This window comes from Demequina sp. (genome assembly GCF_049841215.1).
Lineage (GTDB): Bacteria > Actinomycetota > Actinomycetes > Actinomycetales > Demequinaceae > Demequina.
The window spans coordinates 63533-80121 of record NZ_JASGEO010000002.1 but is presented as its reverse complement, the minus strand read 5'-3'; the positions used below and the strand labels follow the sequence as shown (position 1 = coordinate 80121).

Here is a 16589-nt window from a genome sequence, read left to right as displayed (position 1 = left end):
GCTACTCGCCGGGGCCCGATCGCATTCCGTTGATCGTGGCTTGAGCGAGCACGTGCTCGTCGATGCCCTTCTTGAGATCCACGAAACTTGCGCCGTCTCCGAGCCCCAACGCGGCATCGAGCGCATAGACCGTGAACTCGTAGCGGTGGTCTGGCCCTGGTGGGCACGGGCCAAAATAGCCAAGCTCTGACTGATCGTTCTCGCTACCAGAGCCGGCGAGCGAGTCGCTCTCGCCGCGAGCCACCCCGGTCACGTCCGCGGGGATGTCGAAGTGCACCCAGTGGATGTAGTTGGCCGCGCTGCGATCGATCATCGTGATCGCGTAAGACTGCGTGCCTTCGGGAGCGCCGCTCCACGACAGATCGGGGTTCTCGTTGTCGCCCGTGCACTGGCCGTTGAAGGCATTCGCGGTGGTCGACTCGGCGAGTTCGCCGCCGTCCGTGAAGTCTGCGCTCGTCACGGCAAAGCCCGACGCTGTGGTTGGGGAGGGCGCTGTGGTTGGAGTGGGCGCTGTGGTTGCGGTTCCCGTGGGCTCGGCGCTTGGAATGTTCAGGGGAGTGGTGCACCCGGCGAGTGCGAGCGCGGCAACTGTTGCCAGAAGAAGATGTCTCATGCCACCCAGCCTGGCCCCAGCGTCGGGCCTCCTAACCGACGGTAGGAAACCGTTACGGGTTCGTTACCGGGCGTGCCAGGTACCAGAAGGCCCCCATGGCCGCGCTGAGCACGGCGACGCCGATGAGGTGCAACTCAACAAGCACAATGGGCAGCCCGGTGAAGTATTGGGCGTAGCCGATGACTCCCTGAAGCAGGGTCGCGACGATCAGGACGATCCAGGCCTTGCGCACCTCGTCCTTGCCGGCGGCGCGGCGATCACGGCGGATGAGCCAGATGAGCACCGCCAGGGTGATGAGGAAGAGCCACACCGCGCCTGCGTGGGCGCGCGCGATGAGGGCGGGGTCGAGGGCAAGGCGCTCGGTGGCGTCGGGGTCACCGGAGTGCGGGCCAGCGCCCGTAGTGAGGGCGCCGAGGAAGAGGACGACGAGGAACAGCGCCAGATTGGCAATCCGCAGGGGAGTGAAGGCTCGTCCCGCCCGGCCGGGAGCGTCACGGAAGCGCAGAGCGATGTAGACGGCGATCCACACGAGCGCAGCGGAGATCCACAGGTGGGGCGCTACGAGCCAGGGGTTGAGGTTGGCGTGCACGAGGATGCCCCCCAGCACCGCCTGCACGATGACGCCGAAGCCGGGAACGAGACCCCACCAGCGCATGTCTGGGCGGGCGCGCCAGATCGCGATCGCGAGCAGCGCGGTCACGATGAGGAGGACTCCCGTCATGGTGCGGTTGCCGAACTCGACGAACGGGTGATAGCTCGCGGCATCGTGGAACTCTGGCGTGAACTCGCCGGGCTCGCATTGCGGCCACGTGGAGCAGCCAAGGCCCGAGTCCGTGAGGCGCACCGCCGCGCCCGTGGCGATGATCGCGCCCTGCACCACGATGTTGGCGATGGTGAGGCCGCGCGCGCGGGCTGCGATCCAGTTAAGTCCCCTGGTGAGGGGCGTACGGCGGGTCTCCACAGCGTCGGTCACTCGCCAATTCTAGGGTTCGCTCGACGTCACGCCGGCGCGTGCACCGTGAGACCCAGGGCGCTCGCGGCGCCCGCCATCCGCGCGTCGTAGGTGAGAAGTTGGTCTACACCCGCCCTGATCGCGGCGACGAGGTGGAGTGCGTCGAGAGAGCGCAGATTCTGACCCGGAATGAGTCCGGCTTCACGGAAGTCCCCGGGTGGTGCGTCGAGCATCCCCACCCCTGCGAGCAAGCCAGACACTGCTTCCTGGGTTATCGCAGGCTGCCGTTGCGCGGCCCTTCTCAACTCGGTCTCGAGGAGGAAAGACGCGACGAGACCCGGCTGCTCTTCAGTGACGAAGCGCGCGAACGCGTCGCTTTCAGCCTCCTCCACCAGCAGCTTGAGCGCCGCGGAAGTATCGAGGTACCAGTGGGTCATCGATCGCCGCGGAGGTCGTCGAGGAGTTCCGTCGTTGTCTGCGCAATGCGTACGCGCTCGACAGCGGCCGGGTCGAGGATCGTGCGTGCGGGTCGCGCGATGCGTGGCCCCGGGTCTGAACCCACGGGAGCGAGGGTGGCGATGGGGACACCGCGCACGGTCACCGTAAGCGTCTCGCCGGCCCGCACGGCACGCATCACGGCCCCACTGTCATTGCGCAACTCTCGCTGGCTAATGGACCTCATCTCAGAATTGTAGCACCTTGTAGCACCTGGTACTTGGATTGTGAGTGCTGTCGGTACAACGGGGACGCTTCGCGGCATGGAAGTGACCCATATGTACCGAGAGCTACAGGCACCAATGCCCAGATGGACTGCTTCGTCACTCTCTCTCAATAGCCCGCGCTGCTCCAGCGCGCCTTAGGTAAGGCTCCCCTTGCTTGCGGGGAACGTATTTCCGCAAGAAGATGTTGGTTAATTAGAGGGGAGAGGAACCATGACTGCAGACACCACCAAAGATCGCGTGCTCAGCCTCATCGTGACCGCCGGTCCCATTACCGCCGCGACACTCGCGCACGAGCTCAACGTCACCCCCGCGGCGATTCGCCGCCACCTCACCGCGCTCGAAGACGAGGGCAACATCACCGATCACGAGCCGCCCGGTGTGCACGTCCGTGGCCGCGGACGCCCCGCGCGCTCTTTCATCGCTACCGCTGAGGGCCAGCAGGCGCTCGCGTCCGCCTACGCCGAGGTTGCCGTTGACGCCATGGGCTTCCTGCGTAAGCACGGAGAGCTCGAGGCGTTTGTCGAGGCCAAGTCGGCGCAGCTTGAGGCCGAGTTGAGTTCTGCTGTCCCCAAAGACGCACCTATGGAGGAGCGCGTCCAGGCGCTGTCCGACGCTCTGGGCAAGCGGGGTTACGCCACGTCAGTTCGGCCAGGGCCAGGTGGGTACACCGTGCAGCTCTGCCAGGGCCATTGCCCCGTTCAGTCCATCGCCCAGTCCGCGCCAGAGTGGTGTGAGGCAGAGGCCAGGACTTTCTCCCGCATTCTTGACGTTCACGTGCAGCGCCTGTCCACCCTCGCGGGCGGCGCCCACGTCTGCACCACCACAATCCCCGTCGCCGCCGCACTTCCTGTGGCGGCCACCACCCGCAAGGAGGGCTGACAATGAGCGCACCCACCCAGGGCGTCCCCATGACGCAAGACGAGGCCATCGCCTCGATCGGCAACTACGAATACGGCTGGCACGATTCCGACGCTGCCGGCATGAGCGCGCAGCGCGGTCTCAGCGAGGCCGTCGTCCGCAACATCTCGCACCTCAAGAACGAGCCCGACTGGATGCTGGAGCTTCGCCTCAAGTCCCTGCGGCTGTTCGACAAGAAGCCCATGCCGCACTGGGGAGCAGACCTCAGCGGAATTGACTTCGACAACATCAAGTACTTTGTGCGCTCCACGGAGAAGCAGGCAACGTCCTGGGAAGAGCTTCCCGAGGACATCAAGAACACGTACGACAAGCTGGGCATCCCGGAGGCGGAGAAGCAGCGTCTCGTCGCGGGCGTCGCGGCGCAGTACGAGTCCGAGGTGGTGTACCACCAGATCCGCGAGGACCTTGAGGCCCAGGGCGTCATCTTCGTCGACACGGACACAGGCCTTCGCGACTACCCAGAGCTCTTCCAGGAGTACTTCGGCACCGTCATCCCGCCCGGCGACAATAAGTTCGCGTCGCTTAACACGGCCGTATGGTCGGGTGGCTCGTTCGTCTACGTTCCCCCGGGCGTGCACGTCGAGATCCCGCTCCAGGCGTACTTCCGTATCAACACGGAGAACATGGGCCAGTTTGAGCGCACCCTGATCATCGCCGACGAAGGCTCGTACGTGCACTACGTCGAGGGCTGCACCGCTCCGGTGTACTCGTCCGACTCGCTGCACAGCGCCGTCGTGGAGATCATCGTGAAGAAGAACGCTCGCGTTCGCTACACGACCATTCAGAACTGGTCCAACAACGTCTACAACCTCGTCACCAAGCGCGCCACGGCCGCTGAAGGCGCCACCATGGAATGGGTCGACGGCAACATCGGCTCCAAGGTCACCATGAAGTACCCGGCAATCTTCATGCTTGGCGAGCATGCTCGCGGAGAGACGCTGTCGATCGCGTTCGCGGGCGAGGGCCAGCACCAAGACGCGGGCGCCAAGATGGTGCACGCCGCCCCCAACACGTCGAGCTCGATCGTGAGCAAGTCGGTGGCGCGCGGCGGCGGCCGCACGTCCTACCGCGGACTTGTGCAGGTGCTCGAGGGTGCCAAGGGCTCCAAGTCCAACGTGCTGTGTGACGCGCTGCTTGTCGACACGATCAGCCGTTCCGACACTTACCCGTACGTCGACGTCCGCGAGGACGACGTCCACATGGGTCACGAGGCCACGGTCTCGCGCGTAAGTGAAGACCAGCTGTTCTACCTCATGTCCCGCGGAATGAGCGAGTTCGAGGCCATGGCCATGATCGTGCGTGGGTTCGTTGAGCCCATCGCGCGCGAGCTGCCTATGGAGTACGCACTCGAGCTCAACCGCCTTATCGAACTGCAGATGGAAGGATCCGTCGGTTGAGTATCACCACCGATCACTCGCGAGCCACCCTCGCGGGCGACCATTCCCACGGCGTGCTGCCGGACTCCTCGCGAGCCGACCGCCCCACCTCCTTTGACCCCAACACCTTCGCGGTGCCAACGGGTCGTGAGGAGAACTGGCGGTTCTCTCCCGTGCGCGACCTCAAGTCGCTCTTCGCGCTTGAGGGCGGCCAGGGTCACCTCGAGTGGGCCACGTCTGAGCTTCCGGAGGGCGTCACGCTCACCGAGGTTTCCCAGCCCGACGCTGAGGCCCGTTCCGTACGAGCCCCCGGTGATCGAGCGTCGGCCGTTGCCGTGGCGTTGAGCGCGGGCGCCATCGCGCTCACCGTCGCCCCTGGTATCCAGGTGGAGGAGCCGATCACGGTGACCCTCACCGGAACGGGTGCGGACGTGCGCGGGCACCTGCTGTTCGAGGTCGGCGAGGGCGCGGACGTGACGATCGTCGTGGAGCGCCGAGGCACCGCGGTGTACTCGGAGTTCGTGTCGATCGACCTAGCGGATGCCGCCAAGGCGAACATCGTGTTGCTGCAGCAGTGGGATGAAGACGCGATCCACGTGGGCGAGGTCGTTGCGCGGCTTGGGCGCGACTCGCACTTGCGCGGCACCGTCGTCACGCTCGGCGGCAAGGTGGTGCGCCTCAACACGTCCGCCGCGTTCGCGGGGGAGGGTGGAACGGTTGACCTGTTCGGCCTGTACTTCGCGGATTCCGGCCAGCACCAAGAGCACCAGCTCTTCGTGGACCACGCCGTGCCAAAGTGCACGTCGCGCGTGACCTACAAGGGCGCGCTCGCCGGCGCCACCGCCCGCACAGTATGGATTGGCGACGTGCTGATCCGTGCGGAAGCAGAGGGCACCGACACCTACGAGCTCAACCGCAACCTCGTGCTCACCGACGGCGCCCGTGCCGACTCCGTGCCCAACCTCGAGATCGAGACCGGCCAGATCGAGGGCGCGGGCCACGCGTCCGCCACGGGTCGCTTCGACGACGAGCAGATGTTCTACCTGCGCTCTCGCGGCATCAGCGAGGAGCAGGCCCGGAAACTCGTTGTGCGTGGCTTCTTCGCCGACCTCATCCAGGAGATCGGCGTGCCTGCAGTGGAAGCCGGCCTCATGCGCGAGATTGACCTTGAGCTGGAGCACGTTGAGGAAGAGCTTGCCGATGTCTGAGCAGCTCGCGTGCCTCACAACTGACCTCGAGCCAGGCTCGGCGATGCTCGCCGAACTGACCGTAGCGTCGGGCAGCGACATCCCCATTGCCATCGTGCGCACCGATGACGGCGACTTCTACGCCATCGACGACCTGTGCACCCACGGCGAGGTCTCGCTTTCCGAAGGCGACGTCCAAGGCTGCTTCGTCGAGTGCTGGGCACACGGCAGCCGCTTCGACGTGCGCACCGGCGAGCCGGACGAGCTCCCCGCGATCACCCCCGTCAAGACCTACCCCGTCCGCGTGGACGGCGAGCGTGTGCTCGTCGACGTGGACGCCCCCAAGAGCCCCGTCAAGGAGACAGTATGAGCACCCTCGAGATTCGCGACCTGCACGTCAGCGTCGAGACCCCTGAAGGCACCAAGGAGATCCTCCGCGGTGTTGACCTGACCATCCGTTCCGGCGAGACGCACGCCATCATGGGCCCCAACGGCTCCGGTAAGTCCACGCTCGCGTACTCGCTCGCCGGCCACCCCAAGTACGAGATCACGTCTGGTTCCGTCACGCTTGACGGCGAGGACGTGCTCGAGATGACCGTGGACGAGCGCGCCAAGGCCGGCCTCTTCCTCGCGATGCAGTACCCCGTTGAGGTTCCCGGCGTGTCCGTGAGCAACTTCCTGCGCACCGCGAAGACGGCGATCGACGGCGAAGCCCCCAAGCTGCGCACGTGGGTCAAGGACGTCCGCACCGCGATGGACAACCTGCGCATGGACCCCGCATTCGCGGAGCGCAACGTCAACGAGGGCTTCTCCGGGGGCGAGAAGAAGCGCCACGAGATCCTCCAGATGGAACTCCTGCAGCCCAAGATCGCGATCCTTGATGAGACCGACTCCGGTCTCGACGTGGACGCGCTGCGCATCGTGTCTGAGGGCGTGAACCGCGTCAAGGACAACACGGGCCTTGGCGTCATGCTCATCACTCACTACACGCGCATCCTCAACTACATCACCCCTGACTTCGTGCACGTGTTCGTCAACGGCCGCGTTGCCGAAGAGGGCGGCCCCGAGCTCGCCGAGCGTCTCGAGGCCGAGGGCTACGACCGCTACCTGGCGGCCGCAGAGTAGTTCTGCCGCATGTTTCCTGACGTACGCCGCGACTTCCCGCTCCTCACCCGCACGGTGCGGAACGGGAAGCCGTTGGTGTACCTGGATTCCGGTGCCACGAGCCAGAAGCCGCACGCGGTCCTCAACGCCGAGGCGGACTTCTACCAGTTCCACAATGGCGCGGTAGCCCGCGGCGCACACCTGCTCGCGGAGGAAGCGACCGACGCTTTCGAGACTGCGCGCTCCGAGGTTGCCGCCTTCATTGGGGCGCCTGCGGACGAGCTCGTGTGGACCCCTGGCGCCACTCAAGCGCTTAACTTGGTAGCGAACGGCTTCGCCGCGGCGTCCGACGGCCTTGGAGGGCTTGAGGCTCGCAGGTTCGCCTTGGGCGAGGGTGACGAGATCGTCGTCACCGAGGCGGAACACCACGCCAATCTCATCCCGTGGCAGCAGCTGGCCGCGCGCACTGGCGCGACGCTGCGGTGGATTGGCCTGGGCGACGACGGCACGCTTCGTTACGAGGAGTTGGAAAGCGTCATCACGGAGCGCACGCGCATCGTCGCGTTCACGCACGTCTCCAACGTCACCGGCGTGGTCACGGACGTGGCCGCCATCGTTGCGCGCGCCCGCTCCGTTGGCGCCATTACCGTGCTGGACGCGTGCCAGTCGGTGCCGCACCTGCCGGTGTCCGTCGCGAACCTCGGCGTGGACTTCGCCGCGTTCTCCGCGCACAAGATGCTGGGTCCCACGGGCGTTGGCGCGCTGTGGGGTCGCAAGGACCTCCTCGATGCGCTGCCGCCGTCGATCTACGGCGGTAGCGCCATCAAGATCGTGACGATGGAAGAGACCACCTGGCTTGACGCACCACAGCGCTTTGAGCCCGGCACGCAGCCCGTTGCCCAGGCGGTGGGGATGGCCGCTGCGGCACGCTACCTTGGCGGACTTGGCATGGACGCGGTCGCCGCGCATGAGGCGCACCTCGCGGCGATCCTCCGCGAGGGAGTTTCCGAGATTCCCGGAGTGCGGCTTATCGGCCCGGTGAGTGCGCCGCTTGGGGTGCTCGGCATCGCTGCAGTGGCCGTGGACGGCGTCCACCCGCACGATGTTGGCCAGGTGCTCGACGACCGCGGCATCGCCGTGCGCGTGGGCCACCACTGTGCCCAACCCCTGCATAGGCGACTCGGGCTTACCGGCTCAACCAGAGCGTCGGGCCATGTGTATACCAGCGAAGACGACGTGCGCGCCTTCCTTGAGGTGCTTGCCACCGTGCCGAGTTTCTTTGGAGTGACGGTATGAGTGATCTTGAGTCGATGTATCAGCAAGTGATCATGGATCACGCGCGAGAGGCACACGGGCGCGGCCTCGTCACGCTTGATCTGCCCCACGTTGGCGAGTCCCACCAGGTCAACACCACCTGTGGCGACGAGGTGCGCTTGCGCGTTGGTGTGGACGGCGACACCGTGGCGTCCGTGAGCTGGGAGGGAAGCGGGTGCTCGATCTCGCAGGCCTCCGTCTCTGTGCTGAGCGAACTCGTCGAAGGGGAGTCGCTCGAGAACGCGGAGGTCACCTACGAGGCCTTTCGAGCGCTCATGAACAATCGTGGGGTGCCGCTAGACGAGCACCGCGAAGACCTGCTGGGCGACGCTACCGCGTTCGTCGGAGTGGGCAAGTATCCTGCCCGTATCAAGTGTGCGCTGCTTGGCTGGATGGCCCTGCGGGACGCGCTCGTGAAGGCACAGGCTTCAAGCAAGGGAGACAGCGATGACTGACACCGCATCAGCCCCATCGAACGCGGCGGACGTCGAGGAGGCCCTGCGCGACGTCATCGACCCCGAACTGGGGATCAACGTCGTCGACCTGGGCCTTGTGTACGGCATTCAGTTGGACGCCAACCGCCACGCCGTGATCGACATGACGCTTACCTCCGCCGCGTGCCCGCTCACCGACGTGATCGAGGACCAAGCGTCCGCGGCCCTGTCGGGTCTTGTGGACGGCTTCCGCATCAACTGGGTGTGGATGCCGCCGTGGGGTCCAGACAAGATCACGGACGACGGCCGCGAGCAGCTTCGCGCGCTCGGCTTCAACGTCTAGGGGCGGTCAGCGCCGCTGCCACTGACTCCAGGGCGCCAGGTATGAGCCGGTAATACGCCCACGTGCCGCGCTTCGACCTCTGCAGGAAACCGGCATCCACCAATACCTTGAGGTGATGCGAGACGGTGCCTTGGGACAATCCCAAAGCATCTTGGAGGTCGCATACGCATGCCTCCGCGTCGCTGCTAGCAGCCACGAGGGAGATGATCTGCACGCGCGCCGGCTCCGCGAGAGCTTTGAGCGCATGGGCCACCGCTTGCGCGTCGGCGCGTGACATTGCGTCAGCCGTCACAGGGGTGCAGCAGGCGGATCGGCCGAGCACTTCCAGGGTCGTCATGCGCTAAGTATCGCGCATATATTGACAGATGTCGATGTATTGCGACACGATGATCAAGCATTGACGCTTGTCGATGCAGAAAGGGGATCATCATGCACGAGTGCTGTGAGCCGGTAGCCTGCCCGCCGAACTGCCCAGAGCACAGCGGCGACCAGGGCTGCTGCTGATCCACTGGCTGTCGCCTGCGCGCGGGGCGGCAGCCAGCCCACCTCCGAGAGAATGATGCCGTGACCAAACCAACAGTCTTGTTCGTGTGCGTCCACAACGCTGGGCGCTCTCAAATGGCAGCGGGATTCCTGCGCACGCTCGCGGGGGACCGCGTTGCGGTGACATCCGCAGGCTCGGCACCAGGGGGCGCGGTCAATCCCGTCGCCGTAGCCGCCATGGCCGAGCGTGGTATCGACATCTCCTTAGCGATACCGAGCCGCCTCTCGCGTGATGACGTTGAGGTCGCGGACGTGGTGATCACAATGGGCTGCGGCGACGCGTGCCCGTACGTTCCCGGAAAGCGCTACGAGGACTGGGTGCTTGACGACCCCGCGGGGCTGCCGCTCGAGGCGGTGCGCCCCATCCGCGATGCGATCGAGGCCCGGGTGCGGGCCCTCATCGACTCGCTCGCGGTTTAGCCCCAAAACGCACGGTCACCCCTCCACACACGGCGAATACCTCTCCACACAGGTGGGCCATCGTGGATGGATCCCCCCGCACGACGACACGAGATTGACGCGTGCCGGGTCACTCTTTGTGTGGAGAGGTGATCGCGATGTGTGGAGAGGTATTCGCCGTGTGTGGAGAGGTGATGGTGGGGGTGCGGCCTAGTTGCCGATCACGCCGAACGTGTCGCACGCGGTGGCGGTGCCCTTGGTGTAGCCGGCCTTGAACGCCTCCATGCGCTGCTCGGCGGAACCGTGGGTGAACGCAGACTCGTTGACCGACCCGGTGGACTGCTGCTGGATACGGTCGTCGCCAACGGCGGCGGCCGCGGACAGTGCGTCGTTGACGTCCTGCTCGGTGAGCGGTTTGATGAGCGTCACCCCGTCGGCGTCTTCGGTGGTGGCCGCGTGCCCGGCCCACACGCCCGCGAGGCAGTCAGCCATGAGCTCCACCTTGACCGAGTCTGAGTCCGCGCCGGTGTCTCCACGATTCGCCACGTCGAAGACCCCAAGTTGGTTCTCGATGTGGTGTCCGTATTCGTGCGCAACAACGTACATCTGGGCGAGCGGGCCGCCGCTCGCGCCGTAGGTGTTCTCGAGCTCGTCGAAGAACGCCACGTCGAGGTAGATCGTCTGGTCCGTCGGGCAGTAGAACGGCCCGGTGGACGCGGATGCCATGCCGCAACCGGACTGGGTTGACGCGTCGAAGATCACCACGCCAGGCAGAGCGAGTTGGGCGCCAAGCGAGGGCATGGCGTCGGCCCAATAGTCGTCGAGGGACTGAATGGTGCCCGCTACGCGGCAGTCCGCAGACGCGTTCGCGTCAGCCCCGGTTGAGCAGCTGGCCGCGAAGTCGCCGTCGGTGGTCTCGTCTTGGGTGTTGTTGGTAAGCCCATCGAGCGAACTCGTCGCGTCGCCGCCGCCAAACAACTGGAACGCAAGGAACAGCAACACGATGATGATGCCGCCAACGCCGCCGCCAATCGCAACGCCGCCTCCCGCGCCGCCACGTCTGCGCTGAACGCGGCTGGCATCAATCCTGGATCCCTCGTTGAACGTCACGAGCCCAGGCTATCCCGGCGACGGCTCCTACGGCTGGTGCCGGGCTCATGCTTCGCCTTGGGCTCGGCCACGGGCGCCCGCCGTTCAGGGGGTGCCTCCTCGGCAATCCCGCGCGCGTGAAGCGCCTGGCCAAGTTGCAGCGCGAAGCCAACGGACCTGGTGGCCGCGGGAATCAGCACGGCGCGCGGGCTGCGATCCAGCCCGCGCGCACGGGCCGCCGTGCGCGCCTCAATCAGCAGCCGGGCCGCCTCGGGGATCGCGCGCAGTGTCATCGCGAACATGAGCCCAAGAGTCTCCGGGGGCAGGATGCGCCTGATGGGACGCGCGAGCCGCGAGATCGCGTCAAGCACCTCTTCCATGGGCGTGGAGCACGTGATGGCAAGTGCGAGCGCCGAGATCGCGATGATGTCCGCCGCGGTGTCGATCGCCTTCGCGTATTCGCCGCGCCACACCTGGAACACCACGGTGAGGCCAGCCATGATCGCGATCAGGAGCAACCCTCGCAGGGTCGGCTTGGGCGGGGGAGCCGTGCTGAGCAGGAGCAGCAGGCACGCGGCCGCGATCCCGCACGCGGTGACGGGGTCGTCGACCATGATGACGGTGACTGTCGCCGCCAGCAGCAGCATCAACTTGAACCCCACCGACGATTTGTGCAGCGGGGTATTGCGTGGGCGATAGATGCCCAGGAGTGAGATCACTCGTCGGTGTCCTTGACGCGGCCGAACATCAGGTCACGGTACATCGCGATCGCCTCGCGTGGGTCGCCGTCAAAGACCACGGCGCCGCGGTCAACGAGAAGGGTGCGGTCCGCGCGCGAGGCCGCGTCAAGATCGTGCGTCACCTCTATGAGCTGCACAGGGAGCGCGCGCAGCAGCGCGCCAACGTGTGCCCTCCAGCGTAGGTCCAGCAGCGTCGTCGGCTCGTCGGCCACGATGATCGACGGCGTCACGGCGAGCACGCCCGCGAGCGCGAGCAACTGCCGCTGGCCACCGGACAGCGCGTTGACGGACACGTCCGCCTTGTCGCCAAGGCCGATCTCCTCGAGCGCCGCCATCGCGGCAGCGTTTCGCTCCCGGCGGTCGTCGATGATCCGTCGCAATGACAGGGTCACGTCTTCGATCGCCGTTGGCATGATGAGCTGCGCGGACGGGTCCGTGAACAGGTAACCCACCTTGCGCCGTACCTGCGCGCCGTGCTTCACCGTGTCGAGGCCATCCACCGCGACAGTGCCGCTCACGGGAATCACCAGGCCGTTGATGAGCCGAGCGAGCGTCGACTTTCCAGACCCGTTCGCCCCAATGATGCTGATCCGGTCCTCGGTAAGCGTGAGGGTGGTGGGATCAAGGATGGGGACGCCCGAGTCGGGCGCGGTCACGGCCGCGTCCTTGAACTCGATCATAAGTAAAGGTTAGGCGGTTGCGAGCGCCTCGTTCGCCTCGCTGCCCGACGCTGGGGCTGCGTCCGTGACCGACGTCACCTTGCTTTGCGGCTTGGCGGGCAGAATCCATGGGTAGGCGCGATGCACGGCGGTGGCGACGAGCCCAACGAAGACGCACTTGATGAGGTCGAACACCGCAAACGGGGCTGCCCCGATGACGGTGGCGGTGAAGTCCAAACCAGCCTTCCACGCGACGTAGCCCCAGCCGATCGGATAGAGGACGACGAGCCCGCCCATGACTGCCGCACCGAAAGCTCCAGAGAAGGTCAGCGCGGAGCGGCGCCGCAGCCCGCGCACGATCCATCCCGTGACGAACGCGGCAGGCAGGAAGCCGATGAGGAAGCCGGCGGTAGCGCTTGGCCACGCGACCGCACCGGTGGTGTGGCCCGCGAAGATGGGAAGGCCCGCGGTTCCGAGGAGGAGGTAGATGAGAACGGCGGCCGCGCCCCGCCATGGCCCAAGCACGGCACCCGCGAGGAGCACCGCGAAAGTCTGCAGCGTGAACGGCACGCCCGCGGCGAACTCGACGCCGCCCCACAAGGTCGACGCGGCGATGAAGCCCGCAAAGACGGTGACAAGGGCGATGTTCTGACCGGTCAGGTGACGGCGCAAGTCCACGTAAACCTCCTGGGATAATGGATGGCGAAACATTACCGTCCCCACAAAGAACCGATGCCTAGCGGCCTCGAAACGACCGAAACGTTGTGGGACATCGACAAAATCGCGCGCGGCGCGGCAAGGAGAACAGGTGATCTCGGCGAAGGACGTTGAGTTGCGCATCGGAGCGCGCGTGCTGCTGAGCCCTGCGTCCTTTCAGATTGCGCCAGGCGACCGCGTTGGACTCGTGGGCCGCAACGGTGCCGGCAAGACCACCCTCACCAAGGTCTTGGCTGGGGAGGGCCAGCCCACCTCGGGCCACGTGTCCCGCAAGGGCGACATCGGCTACCTGCCTCAAGATCCGCGCACGGGTGACCTCGATCAGCTAGCGATGGAGCGCATCCTCGAGGTGCGTGACCTCGCCACGCTGGCCACCAAAATGCGTCAGGCTGAGCAGGACATGGCGAGCGAAGACGACGCCGTCAGGGATAAGGCCATGGACCGCTACCCGCGGCTCGAGGAGCGCTTCCGTGCGGCCGGTGGGTACGCTGCGGAGGCCGACGCCTCACGTATTGCCGCCAATCTTGGTCTCGAGGAGCGCGTGCTGCACCAGCCCATCGGCACGCTCTCCGGCGGCCAGCGCCGTCGCGTGGAACTTGCTCGCATTCTCTTCAGCGATGCGCAGACGCTCTTGCTCGATGAGCCCACCAACCACCTCGATGCGGACTCGATCGTGTGGCTTCGCCAGTTCCTGCAGGCCTACTCGGGCGGCCTCATACTCATCTCCCACGACGTCGACCTTGTGCGCGCCGTCGTGAACAAGGTGTTCCACTTGGATGCGAACCGCGGCGAGATAGACCAATACGCGATGGGCTGGGACCTGTACCTCAAGCAGCGCGAGACGGACGAGCGCCGCCGCCGCCGTGAGCGTGATAACGCGGAGAAGAAGGCCGCAGCACTCAACGCCCAAGCGGAGAAGATGCGCGCCAAGGCCACCAAGGCCGTCGCCGCGCAGAACATGATGAAGCGAGCGGAAAAGATGCTCGCGGGCGTTGAGCAGGAGCGAGTGAAGGATAAGGTGGCGCACTTGCGCTTCCCCACCCCAGCGTCGTGTGGGAAGACGCCGCTGCGAGCGAGCGAACTGTCAAAGTCCTACGGGTCCCTTGAGGTGTTCACGGACGTTGACCTCGCGATCGACCGCGGCTCTCGCGTAGTGGTGCTTGGCCTCAACGGCGCGGGCAAGACCACGCTCCTGCGGTTGCTTGGGGGCGTCGAGAACCCCGACACCGGCCAGGTGGAGCCGGGCCACGGCCTCAAGCTGGGCTATTACGCGCAGGAGCACGACACCCTCGATCTTGACGCGACGGTACTCGAGAACCTTCGTCACGCCGCGCCGGACCTCGACGACACCGCCGTGCGATCGGTGCTTGGGTCCTTCCTCTTCGCGGGTGACGACGCCTACAAGCCCGCTCGCGTCCTCAGTGGCGGCGAGAAGACCCGGCTCGCTCTCGCCACGCTCGTGGTGAGCCAGGCGAACGTGCTGCTCCTCGACGAGCCAACCAACAACCTCGACCCCGCGAGCCGCGAGGAGATCCTGCGCGCGTTGCGCACCTACGAGGGCGCCGTGGTCCTGGTGACACATGATGAGGGCGCCGTGGAAGCTCTAGAGCCCGAGCGGGTTTTGCTGCTCCCTGACGCCGTAGAGGACCTCTGGAACCCGTCCTACTTGGATTTGGTAACGCTCGCCTAGGCTCCGCCAGGAAGGGCTCAGAGCGCGTCCTCGATCTCCTCGTCGGTGGGCTCCACTGCCCGACGCTTGGGCTTGGTTGGCGCCGACGGCGCCTTGTCTCCCTTGAGTTCGCGGCGGCTCCACACGATCGCCACGATGGGAGCCGCAACGGCGAGCATGTACCACTGCACGGTGTAGGCGAGGTGGGGGCCGAGGCTCAGCGGCGGCAGGGGGGTGATCGACAGTCCTGGTAGCGCCCCGCACGGGTCCAAGCAGGCCTCCGCGAGGACTCCGTAGCCGGGGACTACCGCTCCCGGCGCCGCCGGCATCTGGGCCGGTGTGATGCGGGTGCCGGGCGTGCCGTTGTCGTCCTCCGTGGGCCGCATCGTCACCGTGAGATCGAGGTGCTCCGTGGGGAGCGACGGGCGGCCGGTCGCTTCAGGCTCTACCCACCCAGCGTCCACGAGCAACGCGCGGCCGTCGTCAGTCACGAACCACGCGAGCGCGTGAGACGCGGGCGAGCTGTTCACCGGCCTGTTGCGCAACCACGTGAGGCTCTCGGTATCGAACGTGCCCGAGACTGTTGCGACGCGCCAGCGAGCGCTCTGAGGGAACTCAGCCACGCCGTCGGGCACCACGTCGTTAAGGGGAGCAGGGGCAGCCGCCTGCCCGGCCTCGAAGTAGTCGATCTCCGCTGCGCGCGCCTCGTGCCGGTGATACTGCCACTGGCCAAGGAACACCGCCGTGACGCTCACGGCAATGGCGAACAGGCCAATGCCAACAACCGTGAGCGCGCGGTGGACGCGCGAGGAAGAAGGCACCCCAGAATGCTAACGGGGAGTTGGCCGCCTACTCGATGACGTTGGGGCCCTGCTCCGTGCCGTCGAGCAGCTCGTACTCGTAGACCCAGAAGCGCGACACGTTGTCGCCACCGACGGGGCGGCACTGGTCGTTCACAAGAGTGATCGTGGCGTCAGGGTTGGAGCCGGTGGACTCGTTCTCCACGAAGTAGCGCGTGAAGGACTCGGTTGACTCGTCAAGCAGGACGTCTTCGGCTCCTGCGCGCATGAGCGTTGCGGCACCGGTCTCCTTGTTGCGGACCAATAGCCACTCGCTGCCGTCATCGTCCTTCTGGGCAATCCAGTACGTGTTCTGGATGCCGTTGAAGGTGGTGTTGATGCCGTTGTCCTTGATGTAGCCCTCGGCATCGTCCGCACGCCGCACGGAGAAGTGGCCCTGCGGGCCGTCGATCCACTGGTCGTCAACCTTGACGTAGGACGTGACGGGACCCTCGGTGAGGAGGTCGGGGAGGTGAGCTTTGAGCTCGTCCTTGACCTTGCGCATGTCCTCCGGGCTGGAGATGCCGTGTTCCTTGTCGAAGGTGGGGAACGTGAGCTGGTACATCGCGCCGGGGCTGTCCTGCAGCACCTCGAGCTTGTTGCGCTCCTTCTTGGTGGACGCGGTGGACGGGTCCGTCTCGGGGTTCGTCACCTCCCACAGGAAGGAGTTGACCACGCCTCCGAGCTCAGAGAACGAGCGGGCGCGGGTCTCGAGCGTGCCAAACGCGGTGGGCGTGTCGCATAGCGGGACGCCCTGGTCGTCGAAGAGGGAGGCCTTAGTGGGCACGAGCACGGGGTCGCCGTTGTCCCACCAGCCGTCGATGAAGGTCTCGCCTGAGGAGCAACCTGCGAGCGTGAGCGCCGCAACGCCCGCGAGAAGCCCGTAGGCGACCTTGCGAGCTGGGGTTCGGTGGTTCCTCGTGGATGACACAACGTCCTCGGTGGTCATGCATACTCCCTTGTTCGCGCCA

Annotated in this window: 21 protein-coding genes; 10 read left to right on the top strand and 11 right to left on the bottom strand. The window is 66.1% G+C overall.

Features of this window, described 5'->3' with window-relative positions:
- Position 1 precedes the first annotated feature (1 nt).
- From QM618_RS00435 to QM618_RS00420, 4 genes are read right to left on the bottom strand one after another with little or no spacing between them, the layout of a single operon-like run.
- Positions 2-613: a YbhB/YbcL family Raf kinase inhibitor-like protein gene (locus tag QM618_RS00435; RefSeq protein ID WP_428093231.1), complete on the bottom strand. Its 612-nt coding sequence runs from the start codon at positions 611-613 to the stop codon at positions 2-4.
- A 52-nt stretch (positions 614-665) separates the two neighbouring features.
- The gene (locus tag QM618_RS00430; RefSeq protein ID WP_428093228.1) at positions 666-1586 is read right to left on the bottom strand and encodes a COX15/CtaA family protein; all 921 of its coding nucleotides are present in this window, start codon (positions 1584-1586) and stop codon (positions 666-668) included.
- 26 nt (positions 1587-1612) lie between these two features.
- Positions 1613-2002 (bottom strand): type II toxin-antitoxin system VapC family toxin, encoded by a 390-nt coding sequence (locus tag QM618_RS00425; protein ID WP_428093225.1) that lies wholly within the window; start codon positions 2000-2002, stop codon positions 1613-1615.
- A complete protein-coding gene (locus QM618_RS00420; protein ID WP_428093222.1) occupies positions 1999-2247 on the bottom strand; it encodes a type II toxin-antitoxin system Phd/YefM family antitoxin in 249 nt (82 codons plus the stop codon). The genes QM618_RS00425 and QM618_RS00420 overlap by 4 nt, the downstream gene beginning before the upstream one ends.
- Before the next feature lie 250 nt (positions 2248-2497).
- On the opposite strand from QM618_RS00420, the gene QM618_RS00415 reads away from it, so the two are divergent.
- From QM618_RS00415 to QM618_RS00380, 8 genes are read left to right on the top strand one after another with little or no spacing between them, the layout of a single operon-like run.
- Entirely contained in the window at positions 2498-3166 is a 669-nt protein-coding gene (locus QM618_RS00415; protein ID WP_428093219.1) for a helix-turn-helix transcriptional regulator, read from the top strand.
- 2 nt (positions 3167-3168) lie between these two features.
- The gene (sufB, locus tag QM618_RS00410) at positions 3169-4602 is read left to right on the top strand and encodes a Fe-S cluster assembly protein SufB (RefSeq protein ID WP_428093216.1); all 1434 of its coding nucleotides are present in this window, start codon (positions 3169-3171) and stop codon (positions 4600-4602) included.
- Positions 4599-5789: a Fe-S cluster assembly protein SufD gene (gene sufD / locus QM618_RS00405; RefSeq protein ID WP_428093213.1), complete on the top strand. Its 1191-nt coding sequence runs from the start codon at positions 4599-4601 to the stop codon at positions 5787-5789. Before sufB ends, sufD begins: the two co-directional genes overlap by 4 nt.
- Positions 5782-6138: a Rieske (2Fe-2S) protein gene (locus tag QM618_RS00400; protein ID WP_428093210.1), complete on the top strand. Its 357-nt coding sequence runs from the start codon at positions 5782-5784 to the stop codon at positions 6136-6138. Before sufD ends, QM618_RS00400 begins: the two co-directional genes overlap by 8 nt.
- Positions 6135-6893 carry a Fe-S cluster assembly ATPase SufC gene (gene sufC, locus QM618_RS00395; RefSeq protein ID WP_428093207.1) on the top strand — a complete coding sequence of 253 codons (759 nt, stop codon included), beginning with the start codon at positions 6135-6137 and terminating at the stop codon, positions 6891-6893. Before QM618_RS00400 ends, sufC begins: the two co-directional genes overlap by 4 nt.
- Before the next feature lie 9 nt (positions 6894-6902).
- Positions 6903-8168 (top strand): SufS family cysteine desulfurase, encoded by a 1266-nt coding sequence (locus QM618_RS00390; RefSeq protein ID WP_428093204.1) that lies wholly within the window; start codon positions 6903-6905, stop codon positions 8166-8168.
- On the top strand, positions 8165-8641 hold the full coding sequence (gene sufU / locus QM618_RS00385) for a Fe-S cluster assembly sulfur transfer protein SufU (RefSeq protein WP_428093201.1): 477 nt from the start codon (positions 8165-8167) through the stop codon (positions 8639-8641). The genes QM618_RS00390 and sufU overlap by 4 nt, the downstream gene beginning before the upstream one ends.
- Entirely contained in the window at positions 8634-8963 is a 330-nt protein-coding gene (locus QM618_RS00380; RefSeq protein ID WP_428093198.1) for a metal-sulfur cluster assembly factor, read from the top strand. Before sufU ends, QM618_RS00380 begins: the two co-directional genes overlap by 8 nt.
- Here the strand turns inward: QM618_RS00380 and QM618_RS00375 are convergent.
- Entirely contained in the window at positions 8953-9300 is a 348-nt protein-coding gene (locus tag QM618_RS00375) for an ArsR/SmtB family transcription factor (RefSeq protein WP_428093195.1), read from the bottom strand. The two genes, QM618_RS00380 and QM618_RS00375, sit on opposite strands and share 11 nt — an antisense overlap.
- A gap of 227 nt (positions 9301-9527) precedes the next feature.
- Between QM618_RS00375 and QM618_RS00370 the strand changes: the two genes are divergently transcribed.
- A complete protein-coding gene (locus tag QM618_RS00370) occupies positions 9528-9926 on the top strand; it encodes an arsenate reductase ArsC (protein WP_428093192.1) in 399 nt (132 codons plus the stop codon).
- Between the two features lie 189 nt (positions 9927-10115).
- Here the strand turns inward: QM618_RS00370 and ypfJ are convergent, their stop codons facing one another.
- The 4 genes from ypfJ to QM618_RS00350 are packed head-to-tail and all read right to left on the bottom strand — an operon-like array spanning position 10116 to position 13071.
- Entirely contained in the window at positions 10116-11015 is a 900-nt protein-coding gene (gene ypfJ / locus QM618_RS00365) for a KPN_02809 family neutral zinc metallopeptidase (protein ID WP_428093189.1), read from the bottom strand.
- Complete coding sequence (locus QM618_RS00360; RefSeq protein WP_428093186.1) at positions 11012-11713, bottom strand: energy-coupling factor transporter transmembrane component T family protein; 702 nt, start codon at positions 11711-11713, stop codon at positions 11012-11014. The genes ypfJ and QM618_RS00360 overlap by 4 nt, the downstream gene beginning before the upstream one ends.
- On the bottom strand, positions 11710-12414 hold the full coding sequence (locus tag QM618_RS00355) for an energy-coupling factor ABC transporter ATP-binding protein (protein WP_428093183.1): 705 nt from the start codon (positions 12412-12414) through the stop codon (positions 11710-11712). The genes QM618_RS00360 and QM618_RS00355 overlap by 4 nt, the downstream gene beginning before the upstream one ends.
- 9 nt (positions 12415-12423) lie before the next feature.
- Positions 12424-13071: a biotin transporter BioY gene (locus QM618_RS00350; protein WP_428093180.1), complete on the bottom strand. Its 648-nt coding sequence runs from the start codon at positions 13069-13071 to the stop codon at positions 12424-12426.
- A 130-nt stretch (positions 13072-13201) separates the two neighbouring features.
- On the opposite strand from QM618_RS00350, the gene QM618_RS00345 reads away from it, so the two are divergent.
- A complete protein-coding gene (locus QM618_RS00345) occupies positions 13202-14800 on the top strand; it encodes an ABC-F family ATP-binding cassette domain-containing protein (protein WP_428093176.1) in 1599 nt (532 codons plus the stop codon).
- Positions 14801-14817: 17 nt separating this feature from the next.
- On the opposite strand, the gene QM618_RS00340 is transcribed toward QM618_RS00345, so the two are convergent.
- Both QM618_RS00340 and QM618_RS00335 read right to left on the bottom strand, forming a co-directional pair.
- Complete coding sequence (locus QM618_RS00340; protein ID WP_428093172.1) at positions 14818-15600, bottom strand: SURF1 family protein; 783 nt, start codon at positions 15598-15600, stop codon at positions 14818-14820.
- A 28-nt stretch (positions 15601-15628) separates the two neighbouring features.
- Positions 15629-16567, bottom strand: a complete 939-nt coding sequence (locus QM618_RS00335; protein WP_428093169.1) for a hypothetical protein — start codon at positions 16565-16567, stop codon at positions 15629-15631.
- Positions 16568-16589 lie beyond the last annotated feature (22 nt).